General features: G+C 71.0%; 19 protein-coding genes. 11 read left to right on the plus strand and 8 right to left on the minus strand.

Annotated elements, in window-relative coordinates; all coding sequences use genetic code 11:
* The first annotated feature begins 99 nt into the window (after window positions 1-99).
* On the plus strand, window positions 100-744 hold the full coding sequence (locus tag ACFY1J_RS31525) for a TetR family transcriptional regulator (RefSeq protein WP_390710437.1): 645 nt from the start codon (window positions 100-102) through the stop codon (window positions 742-744).
* 3 nt (window positions 745-747) lie between these two features.
* Here ACFY1J_RS31525 and def read toward each other — a convergent pair whose 3' ends face one another.
* Window positions 748-1,287, minus strand: a complete 540-nt coding sequence (gene def, locus ACFY1J_RS31530; RefSeq protein ID WP_390732429.1) for a peptide deformylase — start codon at window positions 1,285-1,287, stop codon at window positions 748-750.
* A 150-nt stretch (window positions 1,288-1,437) separates the two neighbouring features.
* On the opposite strand from def, the gene ACFY1J_RS31535 reads away from it, so the two are divergent.
* From ACFY1J_RS31535 to ACFY1J_RS31555, 5 genes are all read left to right on the plus strand, one after another.
* Window positions 1,438-2,676 carry a MurT ligase domain-containing protein gene (locus ACFY1J_RS31535; RefSeq protein WP_390710435.1) on the plus strand — a complete coding sequence of 413 codons (1,239 nt, stop codon included), beginning with the start codon at window positions 1,438-1,440 and terminating at the stop codon, window positions 2,674-2,676.
* A 20-nt stretch (window positions 2,677-2,696) separates the two neighbouring features.
* The gene (locus ACFY1J_RS31540) at window positions 2,697-3,425 is read left to right on the plus strand and encodes a glutamine amidotransferase (RefSeq protein ID WP_363301438.1); all 729 of its coding nucleotides are present in this window, start codon (window positions 2,697-2,699) and stop codon (window positions 3,423-3,425) included.
* Between the two features lie 214 nt (window positions 3,426-3,639).
* On the plus strand, window positions 3,640-4,665 hold the full coding sequence (locus ACFY1J_RS31545; RefSeq protein ID WP_390710434.1) for a 6-phosphofructokinase: 1,026 nt from the start codon (window positions 3,640-3,642) through the stop codon (window positions 4,663-4,665).
* 127 nt (window positions 4,666-4,792) lie between these two features.
* Window positions 4,793-5,743, plus strand: coding sequence for a cytochrome c oxidase assembly protein (locus ACFY1J_RS31550; RefSeq protein WP_390710433.1), 951 nt, complete (start codon window positions 4,793-4,795; stop codon window positions 5,741-5,743).
* 145 nt (window positions 5,744-5,888) lie between these two features.
* On the plus strand, window positions 5,889-6,059 hold the full coding sequence (locus tag ACFY1J_RS31555; RefSeq protein WP_263206127.1) for a hypothetical protein: 171 nt from the start codon (window positions 5,889-5,891) through the stop codon (window positions 6,057-6,059).
* Window positions 6,060-6,083: 24 nt separating this feature from the next.
* Here ACFY1J_RS31555 and ACFY1J_RS31560 read toward each other — a convergent pair whose 3' ends face one another.
* Genes ACFY1J_RS31560 through ACFY1J_RS31575 form a run of 4 tightly spaced genes read right to left on the minus strand, consistent with a single transcriptional unit; the run spans window position 6,084 to window position 10,115 of the window.
* Window positions 6,084-7,289, minus strand: coding sequence for a sensor histidine kinase (locus ACFY1J_RS31560; protein WP_390710432.1), 1,206 nt, complete (start codon window positions 7,287-7,289; stop codon window positions 6,084-6,086).
* The gene (locus tag ACFY1J_RS31565; protein WP_390732430.1) at window positions 7,286-8,998 is read right to left on the minus strand and encodes a cation acetate symporter; all 1,713 of its coding nucleotides are present in this window, start codon (window positions 8,996-8,998) and stop codon (window positions 7,286-7,288) included. The genes ACFY1J_RS31560 and ACFY1J_RS31565 overlap by 4 nt, the downstream gene beginning before the upstream one ends.
* Complete coding sequence (locus tag ACFY1J_RS31570) at window positions 8,995-9,348, minus strand: hypothetical protein (protein ID WP_390710430.1); 354 nt, start codon at window positions 9,346-9,348, stop codon at window positions 8,995-8,997. Before ACFY1J_RS31570 ends, ACFY1J_RS31565 begins: the two co-directional genes overlap by 4 nt.
* A gap of 11 nt (window positions 9,349-9,359) precedes the next feature.
* Window positions 9,360-10,115 (minus strand): LytR/AlgR family response regulator transcription factor, encoded by a 756-nt coding sequence (locus tag ACFY1J_RS31575; protein ID WP_390710429.1) that lies wholly within the window; start codon window positions 10,113-10,115, stop codon window positions 9,360-9,362.
* Window positions 10,116-10,192: 77 nt separating this feature from the next.
* Here ACFY1J_RS31575 and ACFY1J_RS31580 point away from each other — a divergent pair, with 77 nt between their 5' ends.
* The 3 genes from ACFY1J_RS31580 to rocD all read left to right on the plus strand — a co-directional run bounded on the left by ACFY1J_RS31580 (window position 10,193) and on the right by rocD (window position 12,880).
* The gene (locus tag ACFY1J_RS31580; RefSeq protein WP_390710428.1) at window positions 10,193-10,678 is read left to right on the plus strand and encodes an Lrp/AsnC family transcriptional regulator; all 486 of its coding nucleotides are present in this window, start codon (window positions 10,193-10,195) and stop codon (window positions 10,676-10,678) included.
* A gap of 154 nt (window positions 10,679-10,832) precedes the next feature.
* Window positions 10,833-11,645, plus strand: coding sequence for a dimethylargininase (gene ddaH / locus ACFY1J_RS31585; RefSeq protein ID WP_390710427.1), 813 nt, complete (start codon window positions 10,833-10,835; stop codon window positions 11,643-11,645).
* A complete protein-coding gene (rocD, locus tag ACFY1J_RS31590) occupies window positions 11,642-12,880 on the plus strand; it encodes an ornithine--oxo-acid transaminase (RefSeq protein ID WP_390710426.1) in 1,239 nt (412 codons plus the stop codon). The genes ddaH and rocD overlap by 4 nt, the downstream gene beginning before the upstream one ends.
* A gap of 67 nt (window positions 12,881-12,947) precedes the next feature.
* Here the strand turns inward: rocD and ACFY1J_RS31595 are convergent, their stop codons facing one another.
* Both ACFY1J_RS31595 and ACFY1J_RS31600 read right to left on the minus strand, forming a co-directional pair.
* On the minus strand, window positions 12,948-13,595 hold the full coding sequence (locus tag ACFY1J_RS31595; protein ID WP_390710425.1) for a DUF305 domain-containing protein: 648 nt from the start codon (window positions 13,593-13,595) through the stop codon (window positions 12,948-12,950).
* A gap of 82 nt (window positions 13,596-13,677) precedes the next feature.
* Window positions 13,678-14,076: a DUF6153 family protein gene (locus ACFY1J_RS31600; RefSeq protein ID WP_390732431.1), complete on the minus strand. Its 399-nt coding sequence runs from the start codon at window positions 14,074-14,076 to the stop codon at window positions 13,678-13,680.
* A 235-nt stretch (window positions 14,077-14,311) separates the two neighbouring features.
* Between ACFY1J_RS31600 and ACFY1J_RS31605 the strand changes: the two genes are divergently transcribed.
* A complete protein-coding gene (locus ACFY1J_RS31605) occupies window positions 14,312-14,452 on the plus strand; it encodes a hypothetical protein (protein ID WP_390710423.1) in 141 nt (46 codons plus the stop codon).
* 237 nt (window positions 14,453-14,689) lie between these two features.
* Window positions 14,690-15,415, plus strand: a complete 726-nt coding sequence (locus ACFY1J_RS31610) for a lysophospholipid acyltransferase family protein (RefSeq protein WP_390710422.1) — start codon at window positions 14,690-14,692, stop codon at window positions 15,413-15,415.
* Between the two features lie 99 nt (window positions 15,416-15,514).
* Here the strand turns inward: ACFY1J_RS31610 and ACFY1J_RS31615 are convergent, their stop codons facing one another.
* Entirely contained in the window at window positions 15,515-17,110 is a 1,596-nt protein-coding gene (locus ACFY1J_RS31615; protein ID WP_390710421.1) for an alpha/beta hydrolase, read from the minus strand.
* Window positions 17,111-17,205 lie beyond the last annotated feature (95 nt).

Genomic DNA, 17,205 nt, shown 5'->3' on the forward strand with positions numbered 1-17,205 from the left:
CAACTCCCGATGACCTGTCGGCATCCCGTTCGATGTGCCGGACACAGTCAGTGTTAGTTTGCGCAGGCGTCACCGAAACAGCACGGGTGGGGAGAGCTCATGGACACCACACAGCGGACCGATCAGCAGCGGACCGCCGACCGCCGACGGCGCGAGCTGCTGGAGGCCGCCGACCGGGTGGTGCTGCGCGACGGCCCGCAGGCCTCGATGAACGCCATCGCCGCCGAGGCCGGTATCACCAAGCCCATCCTTTACCGCCACTTCGGCGACAAGGGCGGACTTTACGCCGCTCTCGCCAAGCGGCACACCGACGCGCTGCTGGACTCGCTGCGGGCGGCGCTCGACGCCCCCGCCGAGCGGCGCGAGCGGGTCGAGGCCACGCTGGACACCTACCTCGCGGCGATCGAGGCACGGCCCCAGGTCTACCGCTTCCTGATGCACCCCTCGGAGGGCGGCCAGGGCGCCGACCAGGGCTTCGACGTCGGCAAGCACTCCGCGCCGCTGCTGCGCAGGATGGGCGAGGAGCTGGCCCAGGTCATCGAGGACCGACTGGACCTCGGACCGGGGAGCCAGCAGCTGGCCCGGGTGTGGGGGCACGGGATCGTCGGCATGATGCACGCGGCGGGCGACTGGTGGCTCGGCGAACGGCCCTGCTCCCGCACGGAATTGGTGAAGAGCCTGGCCGACCTGCTGTGGGGACGGCTGGCGGCGGCGGGGGACAAGATGGGCAGCCCCGGGTTCTGACCCTCACCGGTGCCAGGAGGCCCGGCGCACCTGCCTCATCAGGCGGCGGTGGCGCCGGCCGGTGAGGCGCTCCGCGTACACCTCGCCCTCCAGGTGGTCGCACTCGTGCTGCAGACACCGGGCGAAGAACCCCGTCCCATGAACGGTGACCGGCTCCCCGGTCACCGTGAAACCCTCGACGACCGCATGGTCGTAGCGCTCGGTCCCCGCCTCCAGGCCCGGCAGGGACAGACAGCCCTCCGGCCCGCGGATCACCACACCGTCCGCCTCCACCAGCCGCGGGTTCACCACATGTCCGATATGTCGCACATCCTCGTCGTCCGGGCAGTCGTACACGAACACCCGCAAGGACTCCCCCACCTGGTTGGCGGCCAGGCCCACGCCCTGGGCCGCGTACATCGTGGCGAACAAGTCCTCCACCAGCCGGGAGAGTTCGGGACCGAAGTCGGTGACCTCCGCGCAGGGTGCCTGCAGCACCGGGTCGCCGAGCAGGGTGAGAGGCCGGACGCGCCCGCGGGCGCCCGGGATCGAGCCGTGTCGCATGGCGGCAAGGGTACGGTTCCCTCGGCCCACGCCCGCCGCGCAGGCGTGGGCCGGGATTCGGGTGTGCGAATGGATCTCGATAGGCTGAGGCCCACGCCACGTTACCGAATGGCTGAGGCGCGGCGCGTACGCAAGGAGGATCGAGAACTGATGGCAGGCAACTCGGACCCGCTCTCGCCGCGGGCCAAGCTCGCCGTGACCGCGGGCAAGGCGGTCGCGGCGGCGTCCCGCGCCGCGGGGCGCGGCAGCGGATCGGTGATCGGCGGCCGGGTCGCACTCAAACTCGACCCCGACCTGCTCGGCCGGCTCGCCCAGAACCTGGACTGCGTCCTCGTCTCGGCGACCAACGGCAAGACCACGACCACCCGCCTCATCGCCGAGGCGCTGCGCGCCGCCGGCCCGGTCGTCTCCAACGCGCTCGGCGCCAACATGCCGGCCGGCATCACCTCGGCGCTCGCCGGCGGCTCGGACGCGAAGTTCGGCGTGATCGAGGTCGACGAGAAGTACCTCGCGGGTGTCGCCCGCGACACCTCCCCGAAGTGCATCGCGCTGCTCAACCTCTCCCGCGACCAGCTGGACCGCGCGGCCGAGACCCGCATGCTCGCGGAGAACTGGCGCGAGGGTCTGGCCGGCTCCAAGGCCGTGATCGTCGCCAACTGCGACGACCCGCTGGTGGTGTGGGCCGCGTCCTCCTCCCCCAATGTGATCTGGGTCGCGGCCGGCCAGATGTGGAAGGACGACGCCTGGTCCTGCCCGTCCTGCGGCGGCGTGATGCAGCGCCCCGGTGACGACTGGTACTGCGGCGAGTGCGGCTTCCGCCGTCCGGCGCCGAGCTGGGCACTGTCCGGCGACCACGTCCTCGACCCGCACGGCTCGGCCTGGCCGATCCACCTCCAGCTGCCCGGCCGCGCCAACAAGGCCAACGCCGCGAGCTCCGCGGCCGTCGCCGCCGTCTTCGGTGTCCCGCCGCAGGTGGCCCTGGAGCGCATGTACCAGGTGCAGGCGGTCGCCGGCCGCTATGACGTCGTCCAGTACCAGGGCCGCGATCTGCGCCTGCTGCTGGCGAAGAACCCCGCGGGCTGGCTGGAGACGTTCTCCCTGATCGACCCGCCGCCGACGCCGGTCGTCCTGTCCGTGAACGCGCGCGGCGCCGACGGCACCGACACCTCCTGGCTGTGGGACGTCGACTACACCCGCCTGACCGGCCACCCGATCTTCGTGATCGGCGACCGGAAGCTGGACCTCGCGGTGCGGCTGGAGGTCGCGAACCAGCACTTCCAGGTCTGCGAGCACCTCGACCAGGCCGTCCAGCAGGCGCCGCCGGGCCGGATCGAGGTCATCGCGAACTACACCGCGTTCCAGGACCTGCGCCGGATCGTCGGCAACTGAACAGGGAGGACGATCACTTCATGAGCGACAACCAACTTCGGCTGGTGTGGATCTACCCGGACCTGCTCAGCACCTACGGCGACCAGGGCAACGCGCTCGTCGTGGAGCGGCGGGCGCGGCAGCGCGGGCTGGACGTGGCACGGCTCGACGTGCGCAGCGACCAGCCGATCCCGACCTCGGGTGACATCTATCTGATCGGCGGCGGCGAGGACCGGCCCCAGCGCCTCGCGGCCGAGCGGCTGCGGCGCGACGGCCATCTGCACCGGGCGGTGGAGAACGGCGCGATCGTCTTCTCCGTCTGCGCCGGCTACCAGATCCTCGGCCACGAGTTCATCAACGACCTCGGACAGCGCGAGCCGGGCCTGGGCCTGCTCGACGTGACGTCGGTGCGCGGCGAGGGCGAGCGGTGCGTCGGCGACGTCCTCGCGGACATCGACCCGCAGCTCGGCCTGCCCCAGCTGACCGGCTTCGAGAACCACCAGGGCGTCACCCACATCGGCCCCTCGGCACGCCCCTTCGCCCAGGTCCGCAAGGGCCGGGGCAACGGCACCGGGGACGGCACGGAGGGCGCGTACAACGGGACGGTCTTCGGCACCTACATGCACGGGCCCGTCCTCGCCCGCAATCCGCTGATCGCGGACCTGCTGCTGAAGCTGGCACTGGACGTCAACGCGCTGCCGCCGATCGACGACCGCTGGTACGAGGCGCTGCGCAACGAACGCATCGCGGCCGCGCAGCAGCCTGCGTAACCGTTGCGTTCCAGAGGTACTGAAGGCGCCTTTTAGCGTCCTCCGGCATGGTCGTCACCGGGCCCGCCTGACAGGCCGTCCGCTCACATGTGCGGGCGCGTCCAGCAGGCGGACGCCCGCTACGGAGCCACCCCCAGACGCCGGTAGGGTGACCGGGTTCCAACCGGACAGCGCGGTCCGGTCCCCGGCCCACGTTGAGAAGGTATTTCGGGCTATGCGCATTGGTGTCCTCACGTCCGGCGGCGACTGCCCCGGCCTGAACGCCGTCATCCGGTCCGTCGTGCACCGTGCCGTCGCCGACCACGGCGACGAGGTCATCGGTTTCCGGGACGGCTGGAAGGGCCTCCTGGAGTGCGACTACCTCAAGCTGGACCTGGACGCCGTGGGCGGCATCCTGGCCCGCGGCGGCACCATCCTCGGTTCCTCCCGGGTCCGTCCCGAGCATCTGCGGGACGGCGTGGCCCGGGCCAAGGGCCACCTCCAGGACCTGGGCCTGGACGCGATCATCCCGATCGGCGGCGAGGGCACGCTGAAGGCGGCCCGGCTCCTGTCGGACAACGGCCTGCCCATCGTGGGTGTGCCGAAGACCATCGACAACGACATCGCGGTCACGGACGTCACCTTCGGCTTCGACACGGCCGTGGGCGTCGCCACCGAGGCCCTGGACCGGCTGAAGACCACCGCCGAGTCCCACCAGCGCGTGCTGATCGTGGAGGTCATGGGCCGCCACACCGGCTGGATCGCGCTGCACTCCGGCATGGCGGCCGGCGCCCACGCCATCGTCGTACCGGAGCGCCCCTTCGACATCGAGGAGTTGGCGAAGCGGGTCGGCGATCGGTTCGAGGCGGGCAAGCGGTTCGCCATCGTCGTCGCCGCGGAGGGGGCCAAGCCGAGGGCCGGCAGCATGGAGTTCGACGAGGGCGGCAAGGACATCTACGGCCACGAGCGCTTCGCCGGGATCGCCCGCCAGCTCTCCATCGAGCTGGAGGAGCGGCTGGGCAAGGAGGCGCGGCCGGTCATCCTCGGCCATGTGCAGCGCGGCGGGACGCCGACGGCGTACGACCGTGTGCTGGCGACGCGCTTCGGATGGCATGCGGTGGAGGCCGTGCACCGGGGCGAGTTCGGCCACATGACCGCGCTGCGGGGTACCGACATCGTGATGGTGCCGCTCGCGCAGGCCGTGGAGACGCTGAAGACGGTTCCCGAGGAGCGGTACGAAGAGGCCGAGTGCGTTCTGTAGGCCGGTAGGCCGCCTGTGCGCAAAACCGCCCCCGGTCACGGCAGTGACCGGGGGCGGTTCTAGTCTGGGTGCGGACAGACAGCTGTGGACAGACAGCGCACAACCTCCACGAATCAGGAGCCGGCGGATGGATCACAGCGGGCACGGCATGACGATGGATCTGCCGCCGTTCACGCTGGGACGTGGTCTCGAGTGGTCGGCGGACCCGTTCTTCCTCGTCGCCTGTCTGCTCGGGCTCGGGCTGTACGGGTGGGGTGTGGTGCGGCTGCGGCGGCGCGGTGACGCGTGGCCGGTGGCGCGGACGGCGTCGTACGTCGTCGGGGTGCTGACCATCATGCTGGTGATGTGCACCGGGCTGAACGACTACGGCATGGTCATGTTCAGCGTGCACATGGTGCAGCACATGGTGATCAGCATGCTGTCGCCGATCCTGATCCTCCTCGGCGCCCCGGTCACGCTGGCGCTGCGCGCGCTGCCGGTCGCGGGCAAGGGCCGCAAGGGTCCGCGCGAACTGCTGCTGGCGCTGCTGCACAGCCGCTACATGCGGGTCGTCACGCACCCGGGGTTCACGATCCCGATGTTCATCGCGAGCCTGTACGCGCTGTACTTCACACCGCTCTTCGACTTCCTGATGGGGTCGAAGGCGGGGCACGTCGCGATGATGGTGCACTTCCTGGCCGTGGGCGTGGCGTTCTTCTGGCCGATCATCGGCGTGGACCCGGGCCCGCACCGGCCGGGCCATCTGATGCGGATGCTGGAGCTGTTCGCGGGCATGCCGTTCCACGCCTTCTTCGGAATCGCGCTGATGATGGCGTCGACCCCGATGGTCGAGACGTTCAAGAACCCGCCCGCCTCGCTCGGCATCGATGCCCTCTCCGACCAGAGCGCGGCCGGCGGCATCGCCTGGGCGTTCAGCGAGATCCCGTCCGTCCTGGTGCTGATCGCGCTGCTGTTCCAGTGGTACGGCTCCGAACAGCGGCAGGCCAAGCGCAAGGACCGCGCGGCCGACCGGGACGGTGACAAGGAACTCGAGGCGTACAACGCCTATCTGGCCTCACTGAACGCACGCAACAGCTGACGAGGGGGACACGGGACGCAGCCCCGGGCCGTGTCCTGGACCAGCGAGGATCCCTGGGCGCCGGGTGCGTATTTCGTCATCTGTGCCGTGTGGAGGCGCGGCGGGGGCACCATGGAGGGAGTCGAACCATGAGGAGGGTGTTGCGATGCCCGGTTCTACGAACGGTTCCACGAAGGCGATGGGGGTGCTCACCGTCGGCGGACTCGTCGTGGTGACGGCGTACACGGTGGCGCTGGGGAGCAATGGCTGGCTGTGGTTCGGATGGGTGGTGCTGGGGCTGCTCACTCTCGCGATGATCGCCACCCAGAGCACCTGAGACCCCCTCGCACAGCACCTGGACTCACTCGGCGGCGAGGCGGGCCGCCGAGTGCACCCCCGGCTGGTATTTCGGCAGCCGGGCGGTGATCTTCATGCCCGCTCCGGCCGCGGTCTCGATGACGAGGCCGTGGTCGTCGCCGTACACCTGGCGGAGCCGGTCGTCGACGTTGGACAGGCCGATGCCGCCGGAGGGGCTGGTCTCGCCGGCGAGGATGCGGCGCAGCAGCTCGGGGTCCATGCCGACGCCGTCGTCCTCGATCACGACGAGCGCCTCGGCGCCGGCGTCCTGCGCGGTGATCTGGATGTGGCAGGCGTCGGCCTTGCCCTCCAGGCCGTGCTTGACGGCGTTCTCGACGAGGGGCTGCAGGCACAGGAACGGCAGCGTGACGGGCAGTACCTCGGGCGCGATCTGCAGGGTGACGGAGAGACGGTCGCCGAAGCGGGCCCGGACGAGCGCCAAGTAGTGGTCGATGGCGTGGAGCTCGTCGGCGAGGGTGGTGAAGTCGCCGTGCCTGCGGAACGAGTAGCGGGTGAAGTCGGCGAACTCCAGCAGGAGTTCCCGGGCCCGCTCGGGGTCGGTGCGGACGAACGAGGCGATCACCGCGAGCGAGTTGAACACGAAGTGCGGGGATATCTGGGCGCGCAGGGCCTTGATCTCGGCCTCGATGAGCCTCGTCCGGGACCGGTCGAGGTCGGCGAGCTCCAGTTGGACGCTCACCCAGCGGGCCACCTCGCCGGCCGCCCGTACCAGCACGGCGGACTCGCGCGGCGCGCAGGCGACGAGCGCGCCGTGCACCCGGTCGTCGACGGTGAGCGGGGCGACCACGGCCCAGCGGGCCGGGCAGTCGGGGGTCTCGCAGGTCAGCCGGAAGGCCTCGCCGCGGCCGCTCTCCAGCGGTCCGGCCAGCCGTTCCATGATCTCGGCCCGGTGGTGGCCGCCCACTCCGTCCCAGACCAGCACCTGCCCCCGGTCGGTCAGGCACAGCGCGTCCGTGCCGAGCAGTGAGCGCAGTCTGCGGGCCGATCTGCGCGCGGTCTCCTCCGTGAGGCCCGCCCGCAGCGGGGGCGCGGCGAGCGAGGCGGTGTGCAGGGTCTGGAAGGTGGCGTGCTCCACGGGCGTGCCGAGGTCACCGAGGCTCTCCGGACGTGCCGTGCGCCGCCCGAGCCAGAAACCGGCGGCCAGCAATGGGAGCACGGCGACACACAGGCCCGCCAGGAAGCCGTTCACGCCTTGGCCTCCGCCCACAGTTCCTCGGGCAGGTGGAACCGCGCCAGGATCGCCGCCGTCCCGGCCGGCACCCGTGCCGCGGTGGCCAGGGACACCAGCACCATGGTGAGGAAGCCCAGCGGGACCGACCACAGGGCGGGCCAGGCTAGCAGGGCGTGCAGCGGGCCGGTGCCGGGGAAGCCCGCCATGGTGACGGCCACGGCGAGGAACGCGGAGCCGCCGCCCACCAGCATGCCCGCGGCGGCGCCGGGCGGGGTCAGCCGCCGCCACCAGATGCCGAGGACGAGCAGCGGGCAGAAGGAGGAGGCCGAGACGGCGAAGGCCAGTCCGACCGCGTCCGCGACCGGCAGCCCGCCGACCAGCACGCTCGCGGCCAGCGGTACGGCCATGGCGAGCACCGTGCCGAGCCGGAAGTGCCGCACCCCGCGCGAGGGGAGGACGTCCTGGGTGAGCACTCCGGCGACCGCCATGGTCAGCCCCGAGGCGGTGGACAGGAACGCGGCGAAGGCACCGCCGGCCACCAGCGCGCCGAGCAGGTCGCCGCCGAGTCCGCCGATCATCCGGTCGGGCAGCAGGAGCACGGCGGCGTCCGCGTCGCCGGTGAGCGTGAGTTCGGGGGCGTAGATCCGGCCCAGGGCGCCGTACACGGGCGGGAGCAGATAGAAGCCGCCGATCAGCGCCAGCACGGCCACCGTGGTGCGGCGGGCGGCGACCCCGTGCGGGCTGGTGTAGAAGCGGACGACGACGTGCGGCAGGCCCATGGTGCCGAGGAAGGTGGCGAGGATGAGTCCGTACGTGGCGTACAGCGGGCGTTCCTGGCGGCTCTCGGCGAGCGAGGTGGACATGCCGCCGTTGGTGCCGCGGTCGGCCATGGGGACGGGGGTCCCGCGGGCGAAGGTCAGCCGGGTGCCGGCGGCGATGCGGTGGGGGCCCTCGGCGAGGGTGAGCCGGGTGTCGTCGCGCGGCCGGCCGTCGACCGTGCCGGTCACCGTGGCGGTGAGCGGGCGGTGGAGGTCGAGGTCGAGGGTGTCCTGGACGCGGACGGTGCGCTGTTCGCGGAAGGCCGCCGGTTCGTCGAAGGCGTGATGGGGTGCGCCGTCGCTCTGCCAGGCGAGGACCAGGAAGAGGGCGGGGACGAGGAGGGCGGTGAGCTTGAGCCAGTACTGGAACGCCTGTACGAAGGTGATGCTGCGCATGCCGCCCGCGGCGACGGTCGCCACGACGACCACGGCCACGATGAGTCCGCCGAGCGGGCCGGGCGCGCCGGTGAGCACCGCCAGGGTGAGCCCGGCGCCCTGGAGCTGGGGCAGCAGATAGAGCCAGCCGACCCCGACGACGAAGGCCCCCGCCAGCCGCCGCACCGCCTGCGAGGCGAGCCGGGCCTCCGCGAAGTCGGGCAGCGTGTAGGCGCCGGAGCGGCGCAGCGGGGCGGCGACGAACAGAAGCAGGACCAGATAGCCGGCGGTGTAGCCGACCGGGTACCAGAGCATGTCCGGGCCCTGGACCAGGACGAGTCCCGCGATGCCCAGGAAGGAGGCGGCGGACAGATACTCGCCGCTGATGGCGGCGGCGTTGAGGCGGGGGCCGACGGTGCGCGAGGCGACGTAGAAGTCGGAGGTGGTGCGCGAGACCCGCAGGCCGAAGGCGCCGACGAGGACGGTCGCCACGACGACCAGGGCGACAGCGGGCACCGCATAGCTCGAGTTCATCGGTCCTCTACCAGGCGGACGAGGTCCCGTTCGTTGCGTTCGGCGCGGCGCACGTACCAGCGGGCCAGCAGGATCAGCGGGGCGTACAGGCAGAAGCCGAGCACCAGCCATGCGAGGCGGCGCCGGTCGGGCGCGGCCGCGAAGACCAGCGGGAGCGGGCCGATGAGCAGCACGAGGACCGCGAACACCGCGAGGGCGGCGCGCAGTTGGGTGCGCATCAGCGAGCGGACATAGGTGTGACCGAGGGTGGTCTGCTCGTCGATCTCGGTGCGCGGCCGGTAGTAGCCGGAGGCCCGCCGGATGCGGCGGGGCGGTCCGGTGACGACGACTCGGCGCTCGATGGGTTCCATGTCGGCCTCCCCTATCCCGTGGTCCGGCGCATCAGCAGGTCCCGCAGTTCGCGCGTGTGCCGGCGGCTGACCTGGAGTTCCTCGGTGCCGATCAGGACACTCACCGTGCCCGCGTCCAGGCGGAGTTCGCCGATGTGGCGCAGGGCGACGAGGTGGCGGCGGTGGATGCGGACGAAGCCGCGCGAGCGCCAGCGGTCCTCCAGGGTGGACAGCGGGATGCGGACCAGGTGGCTGCCGTGGTCGGTGTGCAGCCGGGCGTAGTCGCCCTGGGCCTCGACGTGGGTGATGTCGTCGACGGCGACGAAGCGGGTCACGCCGCCGAGTTCCACGGGTATGTGGTCGGGGTCGGGTTCGTGGACGGTGATCCGCGGGACGGCACCACGCTGCTCGGCGGCCCGGCGTACGGCCTCGGCGAGCCGTTCCTTGCGTACGGGTTTGAGGACGTAGTCGACGGCCTTGAGGTCGAAGGCGCGTACGGCGAAGTCCTCGTGCGCGGTGACGAAGACGACCAGCGGCGGGCGGGCGAAGCCGGTGAGCAGCCGGGCCATCTCCAGGCCGTCGAGGCCGGGCATCTGGATGTCGAGGAAGACGACGTCGATGGCCTCGGGGCCGTGCGGCCCGGACTCCAGGGCGCGGGTGATACGGCGCAGCGCCTCGGTCGCGTCGCCGGCGCCCTCGACGCTGCTGACGCGCGGGTCGGCGCGCAGCAGGTAGAGGAGTTCCTCCAGCGAGGGGCGTTCGTCGTCGACGGCGAGGGCGCGCAGCATGAACGTGGAGTGTAGGAGCAATCCGTACGGCAGGACATGTGCCGGGCGTGGACGTTCGCGCTGGATACAGTGCCGACATGAACAGCACGACCGCCGCGTTCGACGAGCTCGACCGGAAGATCACCACAGCGCTGATGGCGAACGCCAGGACGAGCTTCGCCGAGATCGGGGCGGCCGTCGGCCTGTCCGCGACCGCCGTCAAGCGGCGGGTCGACCGGCTCCGCGAGACGGGTGTGATCACCGGGTTCACGGCGACGGTGACGCCGGCGGCGCTCGGCTGGCGCACGGAGGCGTACGTCGAGGTGTACTGCGAGGGCGCGGCCCCGCCCCGGCGCCTCGCGGAGGTGGTCCGCAACTATCCGGAGATCACGGCCGCGATGACGGTGACCGGCGGGGCGGACGCGCTGCTGCACGTGCGGGCGCGGGACGTGGAGCACTTCGAGGAGGTGCTGGAGCGGATCCGCGTGGAGCCGTTCATCCGGAAGACGATCAGCGTGATGGTCCTGTCCCATCTGCTGCCGGAGAGCCCGGAGGCGGGCGCCACCCACGCGGTTCCGGAGTAAACCTCACGGCACGCAGCAGTCCTGCGTCACGACCGGACACAACGCAGCATTCCTGCGCACTTACGCAACTGTCATTTCTTGTCGTCCCACCCCCTCACTTCCTACCTTGGTGTCACCCCCAGTCGACACCGCAGGAAAGCGGAGGAACACCTCTGTGCCCGAAAGCCGTGTGCCGCGCCCTCGGCGCTTTCTAGTCTGCGAACCCAGACACTTCGCCGTGCAGTACGCGATCAATCCCTGGATGCAGCCCGACTCCCAGGTCGACGTGGACCTGGCCCAGGAGCAGTGGCAGGGACTGATCAGCGCCTACCGTGCCCACGGGCACTCCGTCCACACCGTGGAGCCGGTCGCCGGTCTCCCCGACATGGTCTTCGCCGCGAACTCCGCGGTCGTCGTCGGCGGCCGTGTCTTCGGCTCCCTGTTCCACGCGAACGAACGCCGTCCGGAGTCGCACCACTACGACACGTGGTTCAAGGCGGCCGGTTTCGACGTCTACCGCCCCGAGGCGGTGTGCGAGGGCGAGGGCGACCTGGTCCCGACCGGCCGTTACGTGCTGGCCGGCACCGGGTTCCGGACGACCCGCGAGGCGCACCGCGAGGTGCAGGAGTTCTTCGGTGTGCCGGTGATCAGCCTGACGCTGGTGGACCCGTACTTCTACCACCTGGACACGGCGCTGTTCGTCCTGGACGACGACAACATCGCGTACTACCCGGAGGCCTTCTCCCCGGGCAGCCGTGAGGTGCTGGAGCGCCTGTACCCGGACGCGGTGCTCGCCACCCGCGAGGACGCGATGACGTTCGGTCTGAACTCCGTCTCCGACGGGCGTCACGTCTTCATCGCGCCGCGGGCCGAGAATCTGGCCTCGCGTCTGGCCGACCACGGCTATGTTCCCGTCCCCGTCGACCTGTCGGAGTTCCACAAGGCCGGCGGCGGCATCAAGTGCTGCACCCAGGAGATCCGCTCATGACCGCCCCCACCGGGACGACCGCCCGCACCCGTACCTCCGCCGACCTGATCTCCGCCGAGGAGCCGGTTCTCGCGCACAACTACCACCCGCTGCCGGTGGTCGTCGCCCGTGCCGAGGGCACCTGGGTGGAGGACGTCGAGGGCCGCCGCTACCTCGACATGCTGGCCGGCTACTCGGCCCTCAACTTCGGCCACCGCCACCCGGCCCTGGTTCAGGCGGCCCACCGCCAGCTCGACCGGCTGACGCTCACCTCGCGTGCCTTCCACAACGACCAGCTCGCCGAATTCGCCGAGCGGCTGTCCGAGTTGACCGGTCTCGACATGGTGCTGCCGATGAACACCGGCGCCGAGGCGGTGGAGAGCGGCATCAAGGTCGCCCGCAAGTGGGCGTACGAGGTCAAGGGCGTCCCCGCCGACCAGGCCACGATCGTGGTCGCGGCGGAGAACTTCCACGGCCGTACGACGACGATCGTCAGCTTCTCCACCGACGAGACCGCCCGTGCGGGCTTCGGCCCCTTCACGCCGGGCTTCCGGATCGTGCCCTACAACGACCTCGCCGCGCTGGAGGCGGCCGTCGACGAGACGACGGCGGCAGTGCTGATCGAGCCGATCCAGGGCGAGGCCGGGGTGATCATCCCGGACGAGGGCTACCTCGCCGGTGTGCGCGAGCTGACCCGCCGCAAGGGCTGTCTGTTCATCGCCGACGAGATCCAGTCCGGCCTGGGCCGCACCGGTCGTACGCTCGCCGTCGAGCACGAGCAGGTCGTGCCGGACGTGCTGCTGCTCGGCAAGGCGCTGGGCGGCGGCATCGTGCCGGTGTCGGCGGTGGTGGCCCGGCGTGACGTGCTGGGCGTGCTGCGGCCGGGCGAGCACGGCTCGACGTTCGGCGGCAACCCGCTCGCGGCCGCGGTCGGCACGGCGGTGGTCGAGCTGCTGGAGACGGGTGAGTTCCAGCGCCGGGCCGACGAGCTGGGTGTGATCCTGCGGGACGGGCTGTCGACGCTGGTCGGCAAGGGCGTGCTCGGCTTCCGCTCGCGCGGGCTGTGGGCGGGCGTCGACGTCGACCCGGCCATCGGCACCGGCCGCGAGGTGAGCGAGGGCCTCATGCGGGAGGGCGTCCTGGTCAAGGACACCCATGGCTCCACCATCCGGCTGGCCCCGCCGCTGACCATCACCGGCGAGGAACTGCGCTCCGCGCTGGACGCGCTGGAGAAGGTCCTGACCCAGGGTCGCTGAGACCCGGGGTCGTTGAACCCCGGGGAAGGGGGGCCGGCGTGGCGCCGGCCCCCCTTCCCCCGTCGGCTCAGCTCTTGCCGAGAAGCCGGTTCATCTCCTTGATCTCCGCGTTCTGCGCGGTGACGATGTCGTCGGCCATGCCGGTGGCGGGGCCGTACTCGCCCTTGGTCTTCTCGGTGGTGGCCATCTCGACGGCGCCCTTGTGGTGGTCGATCATCATGGTCAGGAACATCGTGTCGAAGTCCTTGCCGGTGGCCTTCTTCAGCGCGGTCATGTCCTCGGTGCTCATCATTCCGGCCATGCCGGAATGACCGGAGTGGTCCATCTCCATCCCGACCATGGGCACCTCCTCGCCCCAGGCCTTCAGCCATCCGGTCATCGTGCTGATCTCCGGGTCCTGCGCCTTCTCGATGCCCGCCGCGAGCTCCTTGACCTGGGCGGACGAGGCGCGGGAGGAGGCGAGCCGGGCCATCTCCAGGGCCTGCTGGTGGTGCGGGATCATGCCCTGCGCGAAGGAGACGTCCTGGGTGTTGTGGGCACCGGCGCCGGCCTGGCCGCCCGGGGACGCCGAGGCACCGTGACCGGTGTTGTGGGCGGCACCGTCGCCGCTGTCGCCGCTGTCGCCGCTGTCGCCGCCACAGGCGGCGAGGACGAACGCGGCGGTGGCGGTGGCCGCGACGAGGGCGAAACGGCGCGCGAGGGTACGAGTGGTCATGCGTGAACTCCTGCTGTGCAAAAGGGATTCGGGCACGTCGTGGACCGCTCCCGGCCGGTCGCCGGTGCGGTCCCCGCGGCCGCTAGATCCGCAGGAGCTGGAGTTCCGCCAGGGACGGTGGCGCCCGGGCGCCGTCCGGCGCCGCGGCGGCACGGGAGCACACGGAGTCGGCCCGTACGGGCGCGGTCACCGGGTCGGGAACGAGCGCGGGCAGCGCCGGTCCCCCGCTCACGGCGCCGGAGGCACAGGTCGCGTCGGCGTGCTGGAGATGATGTCCGCCGCAGTGACCGCCGCCGGGGCAGTCGTCGACGGCGGTGACCTCGGCCGTCATGTGCACGCCGTGAGGTCGCTCCGCGTGGCCCATGGCACCGCCGGGGGCCAGGGCATGCATACCGAGAAGACCGGCCAGCAGCCCCAGCACGAACAGCGCCCGCCATCGCCCCAGAGGCGATCGCACAGCGGACTGCTCGGCTCGGTTCATCGGGCCCATCCTAGGCAGAGCCACGACCGCGCGTTCGGCGGGGGGCGTCCGGACGGGAAGCGGAGGACCACGATCGGGTGATAAGCACCGTCGGACGCCTTCCCCCGCGCGCCGCACGGGAACACCTTGGAGTGGCTTGCACTTACCTCGCTTCCTGGGAGAGCCATGGCCGAGCGGTCCATACGGGACGAGGAGCGCGTGACCGGTGGCGTGAGTCTGGCGGTCTGGATGGGCGGTGTGGCCCGCGAGCCGAACCTGCTGCAGCAGCGCGGGCGGCGGCAACGCCGGGCTGCTGGGGCTGTTCCAGGAACTCGTCCACGGCATCGACGAGTTGGGCCTCGCGACCCGTTCCGGCCCGCAGCCGCCCGGGGGCTGAGCACCGGACACCGCGGTGGCAAGACCGGCGCGTCTGCCAGTCCCCGAAATGATCACGCCAGGCTGCGGCTTCGGGTTGCCGCGCCACCGCCCGACCCAGCAGTGTGGTCCGGCGACGGGCGTCCGCGACTGTTCCGGCTCACTGCGCCTGCACATACACTGGCACCCCATCACATGCCGGTTGACCTGCGAGAACTCGGCGACCCAGGCGATCCGCCGGAGTGAGGAGCGACCCCCTTTGTTCTACTACCTGCTGAAATATGTGCTGTTGGGGCCTTTGCTGAGACTGGTCTTCCGTCCCCGAATAGAGGGGCTGGACAACGTACCGGCGTCGGGTCCGGCGATCGTCGCCGGCAATCACCTGTCCTTCTCGGACCACTTCCTGATGCCCGCGATACTGAAGCGGCGGATCACGTTCCTCGCCAAGGCCGAGTACTTCACGGGCCCGGGCATCAAGGGCCGGCTGACCGCGGCGTTCTTCCGCAGCGCGGGCCAGATCCCGGTGGACCGCTCCGGCAAGGACGCGGGCCGGGCCGCGATCCGCGAGGGCCTCGGAGTGCTGCGCAAGGGCGAGTTGCTCGGCATCTACCCGGAGGGCACGCGCTCCCACGACGGCCGTCTCTACAAGGGCAAGGTCGGTGTCGCCGTGATGGCGCTGAGGGCGGGTGTGCCGGTCGTTCCGTGCGCGATGATCGGCACCTTCGAGGCACAGCCGCCGGGGAAGGTCATCCCGCACATCCACCCGGTCGTCATCCGCTTCGGCAAGCCCCTCGACTTCTCCCGCTACGCCGGCATGGAGCACGAGAAGGCCATCCTGCGCGCCGTGACCGACGAGATCATGTACGCGATCCTGTCGCTGTCCGAGCAGGAGTACGTCGACCAGTACGCGGCCGTCGTCAAGGCGGACGAGGCCGCGGCGAAGGGCGAGCGGGAGCGCAAGTTCCCACGGGCACCGCTCGGTTGACCGGGGCGGCGGCGCGGCGAGGGCCGGCCGCCGGAAAGGGAAGGGGCGGTCGGATTCGCTCCGGCCGCCCCGCCCTCGTACCGAATTACCGCTCCGCGATCACGGCTTGGGCGTCGCGTGCGGCGCGCAGGTCACGTCCGCGGCGTCCAGCTTGCCGGTGAGCAGGTAGTCGTCCACCCGCTGGTTGATGCACGGGTTGACCAGGCCGGTCACACCGTGCGAGCCCGCGTCCTTCTCGGTGATCAGACGGGAGCCCTTGAAGCGCTGGTGCAGTTCGACCGCGCCCGGGTACGGGGTGGCGGCGTCACGCGTGGACTGCACGATCATCACCGGCGGCAGGCCCTTGTGCGTCTTGACGTTCACCGGGGTCTGCTGCTTGACCGGCCAGGTGGCGCACGGCAGGTTCATCCATGCGTTGGCCCAGGTCATGAACGGGTAGTCCTTGTTGAGCCGGGTGTTGTCCCGGTCCCACTTGCGCCAGCTGGTGGGCCACTTGGCGTCGGTGCACTCGACGGCCGTGTAGACGGCGTTGCCGTTCTCCGCGGAGATGTTGCCCGCGGTGTCGGACGGGTCCGGGGCGGCCGCGTCGACGAGTGCCTGGGTGTCACCGGCGACGTACTTGCTGAAGACCGTGGCGACCGGCACCCACGAGGAGTCGTAGTACGGGGCGCTCTGGAAGAAGGAGATCAGCTCGGCCGGCCCGACGATCCCGCCGATCGGGCTCTTCTTGGCGGTGGCACGCAGTTGGAGCCACTTGGCCTGGACGGCGTCGCGGGTCGTGCCCAGGTGGAAGGTGGCGTCGTTGGCGGCGACCCAGTCCTCCCAGTCCTTCCAGCGGCCCTCGAAGGCGATGTCCTGCTCCAGGTTGGCCTGGTACCAGATGTTCTTGCGCGACGGGTTGACGACGCTGTCGACGATCATCCGGCGGATGTGGCCCGGGAACAGCGTGCCGTAGACGGCGCCCAGGTAGGTGCCGTAGGAGACACCGAGGTAGTTCAGCTTCTTCTCGCCGAGGGCGGCCCGGATGACGTCGAGGTCGCGGGCGGTGTTCGGCGTGGTCATGTACGGCAGCATCTCGCCGCTGCGCTCGTAGCAGCCGTCCGCGTACTCGCGGGCCAGCTTCCGCTGCGCGGTCTTGTCGGCCTCGGTGTCCGGCACCGGGTCGGCCTTGGGCGCCTTGACGAACTCCTGCGGGTCGATGCAGGAGATGGGCGCGGAGTGGCCGACGCCGCGCGGGTCGAAGCCCACGAAGTCGTACGCCTTGGCGGTGTTGGCCCACAGCGGGTTCTTGGTGGTGACCCGGCGCGGGAAGCGCATCCCGGAGCCGCCCGGACCACCGGGGTTGTAGACGAGGGCGCCCTGGCGGTCCTTCTTCGTCCCCGTGTTGCCGATGCGGTCGACGGCGAGCTTGATCTGCTTGCCGTTCGGCTTGGCGTAGTTGAGCGGCACGCTGACCCAGCCGCACTGGATGGGCTTCTCCAGCCCCCAGTCGGCCGGGCAGTCCTGCCAGTTGATGCCCGCCTTCGCGGCGCGCTCCGCGGCGATCGCGGCGCCGCGGGCCTCCCGGTCCTGGCCGTGACGGTTCTCGGCACCGGCCGCGGGCGCCGCGAGGGCGCCGGTTATCAGGGTCGCGGTGACGAGCGCTCCGGCCGAACCGAGCGCCAGCGCGCGGTTCTTCGGTCTGATGTCCCTCAAGTGGGCCCCTCCCCGTGCATGTCTGCGAATGGTCACGGGGATCCTCGCGGCTGTGAGAAGCCTGAGAACAGGGGTAGTAGACCTTCTTTACCAAT

The organism is Streptomyces sp. NPDC001406 (genome assembly GCF_042895285.1).
Lineage (GTDB): Bacteria > Actinomycetota > Actinomycetes > Streptomycetales > Streptomycetaceae > Streptomyces.

Coding starts and splice junctions, on each gene's coding strand:
- ACFY1J_RS31555 (WP_263206127.1), top strand. CDS start 5,889: ATGCCCGGTTCTACGAACGGTTCCACGAAGGCGATGGGGGTGCTCACC.
- ACFY1J_RS31565 (WP_390732430.1), bottom strand. CDS start 8,998: ATGAACTCGAGCTATGCGGTGCCCGCTGTCGCCCTGGTCGTCGTGGCG.
- ACFY1J_RS31575 (WP_390710429.1), bottom strand. CDS start 10,115: ATGCTGCGCGCCCTCGCCGTCGACGACGAACGCCCCTCGCTGGAGGAA.
- ACFY1J_RS31535 (WP_390710435.1), top strand. CDS start 1,438: ATGGCAGGCAACTCGGACCCGCTCTCGCCGCGGGCCAAGCTCGCCGTG.
- ACFY1J_RS31525 (WP_390710437.1), top strand. CDS start 100: ATGGACACCACACAGCGGACCGATCAGCAGCGGACCGCCGACCGCCGA.
- rocD (WP_390710426.1), top strand. CDS start 11,642: ATGACCGCCCCCACCGGGACGACCGCCCGCACCCGTACCTCCGCCGAC.
- ACFY1J_RS31540 (WP_363301438.1), top strand. CDS start 2,697: ATGAGCGACAACCAACTTCGGCTGGTGTGGATCTACCCGGACCTGCTC.
- ACFY1J_RS31570 (WP_390710430.1), bottom strand. CDS start 9,348: ATGGAACCCATCGAGCGCCGAGTCGTCGTCACCGGACCGCCCCGCCGC.
- ACFY1J_RS31550 (WP_390710433.1), top strand. CDS start 4,793: ATGGATCACAGCGGGCACGGCATGACGATGGATCTGCCGCCGTTCACG.
- ACFY1J_RS31600 (WP_390732431.1), bottom strand. CDS start 14,076: ATGAACCGAGCCGAGCAGTCCGCTGTGCGATCGCCTCTGGGGCGATGG.
- ACFY1J_RS31595 (WP_390710425.1), bottom strand. CDS start 13,595: ATGACCACTCGTACCCTCGCGCGCCGTTTCGCCCTCGTCGCGGCCACC.
- def (WP_390732429.1), bottom strand. CDS start 1,287: ATGCGACACGGCTCGATCCCGGGCGCCCGCGGGCGCGTCCGGCCTCTC.
- ACFY1J_RS31580 (WP_390710428.1), top strand. CDS start 10,193: ATGAACAGCACGACCGCCGCGTTCGACGAGCTCGACCGGAAGATCACC.
- ACFY1J_RS31545 (WP_390710434.1), top strand. CDS start 3,640: ATGCGCATTGGTGTCCTCACGTCCGGCGGCGACTGCCCCGGCCTGAAC.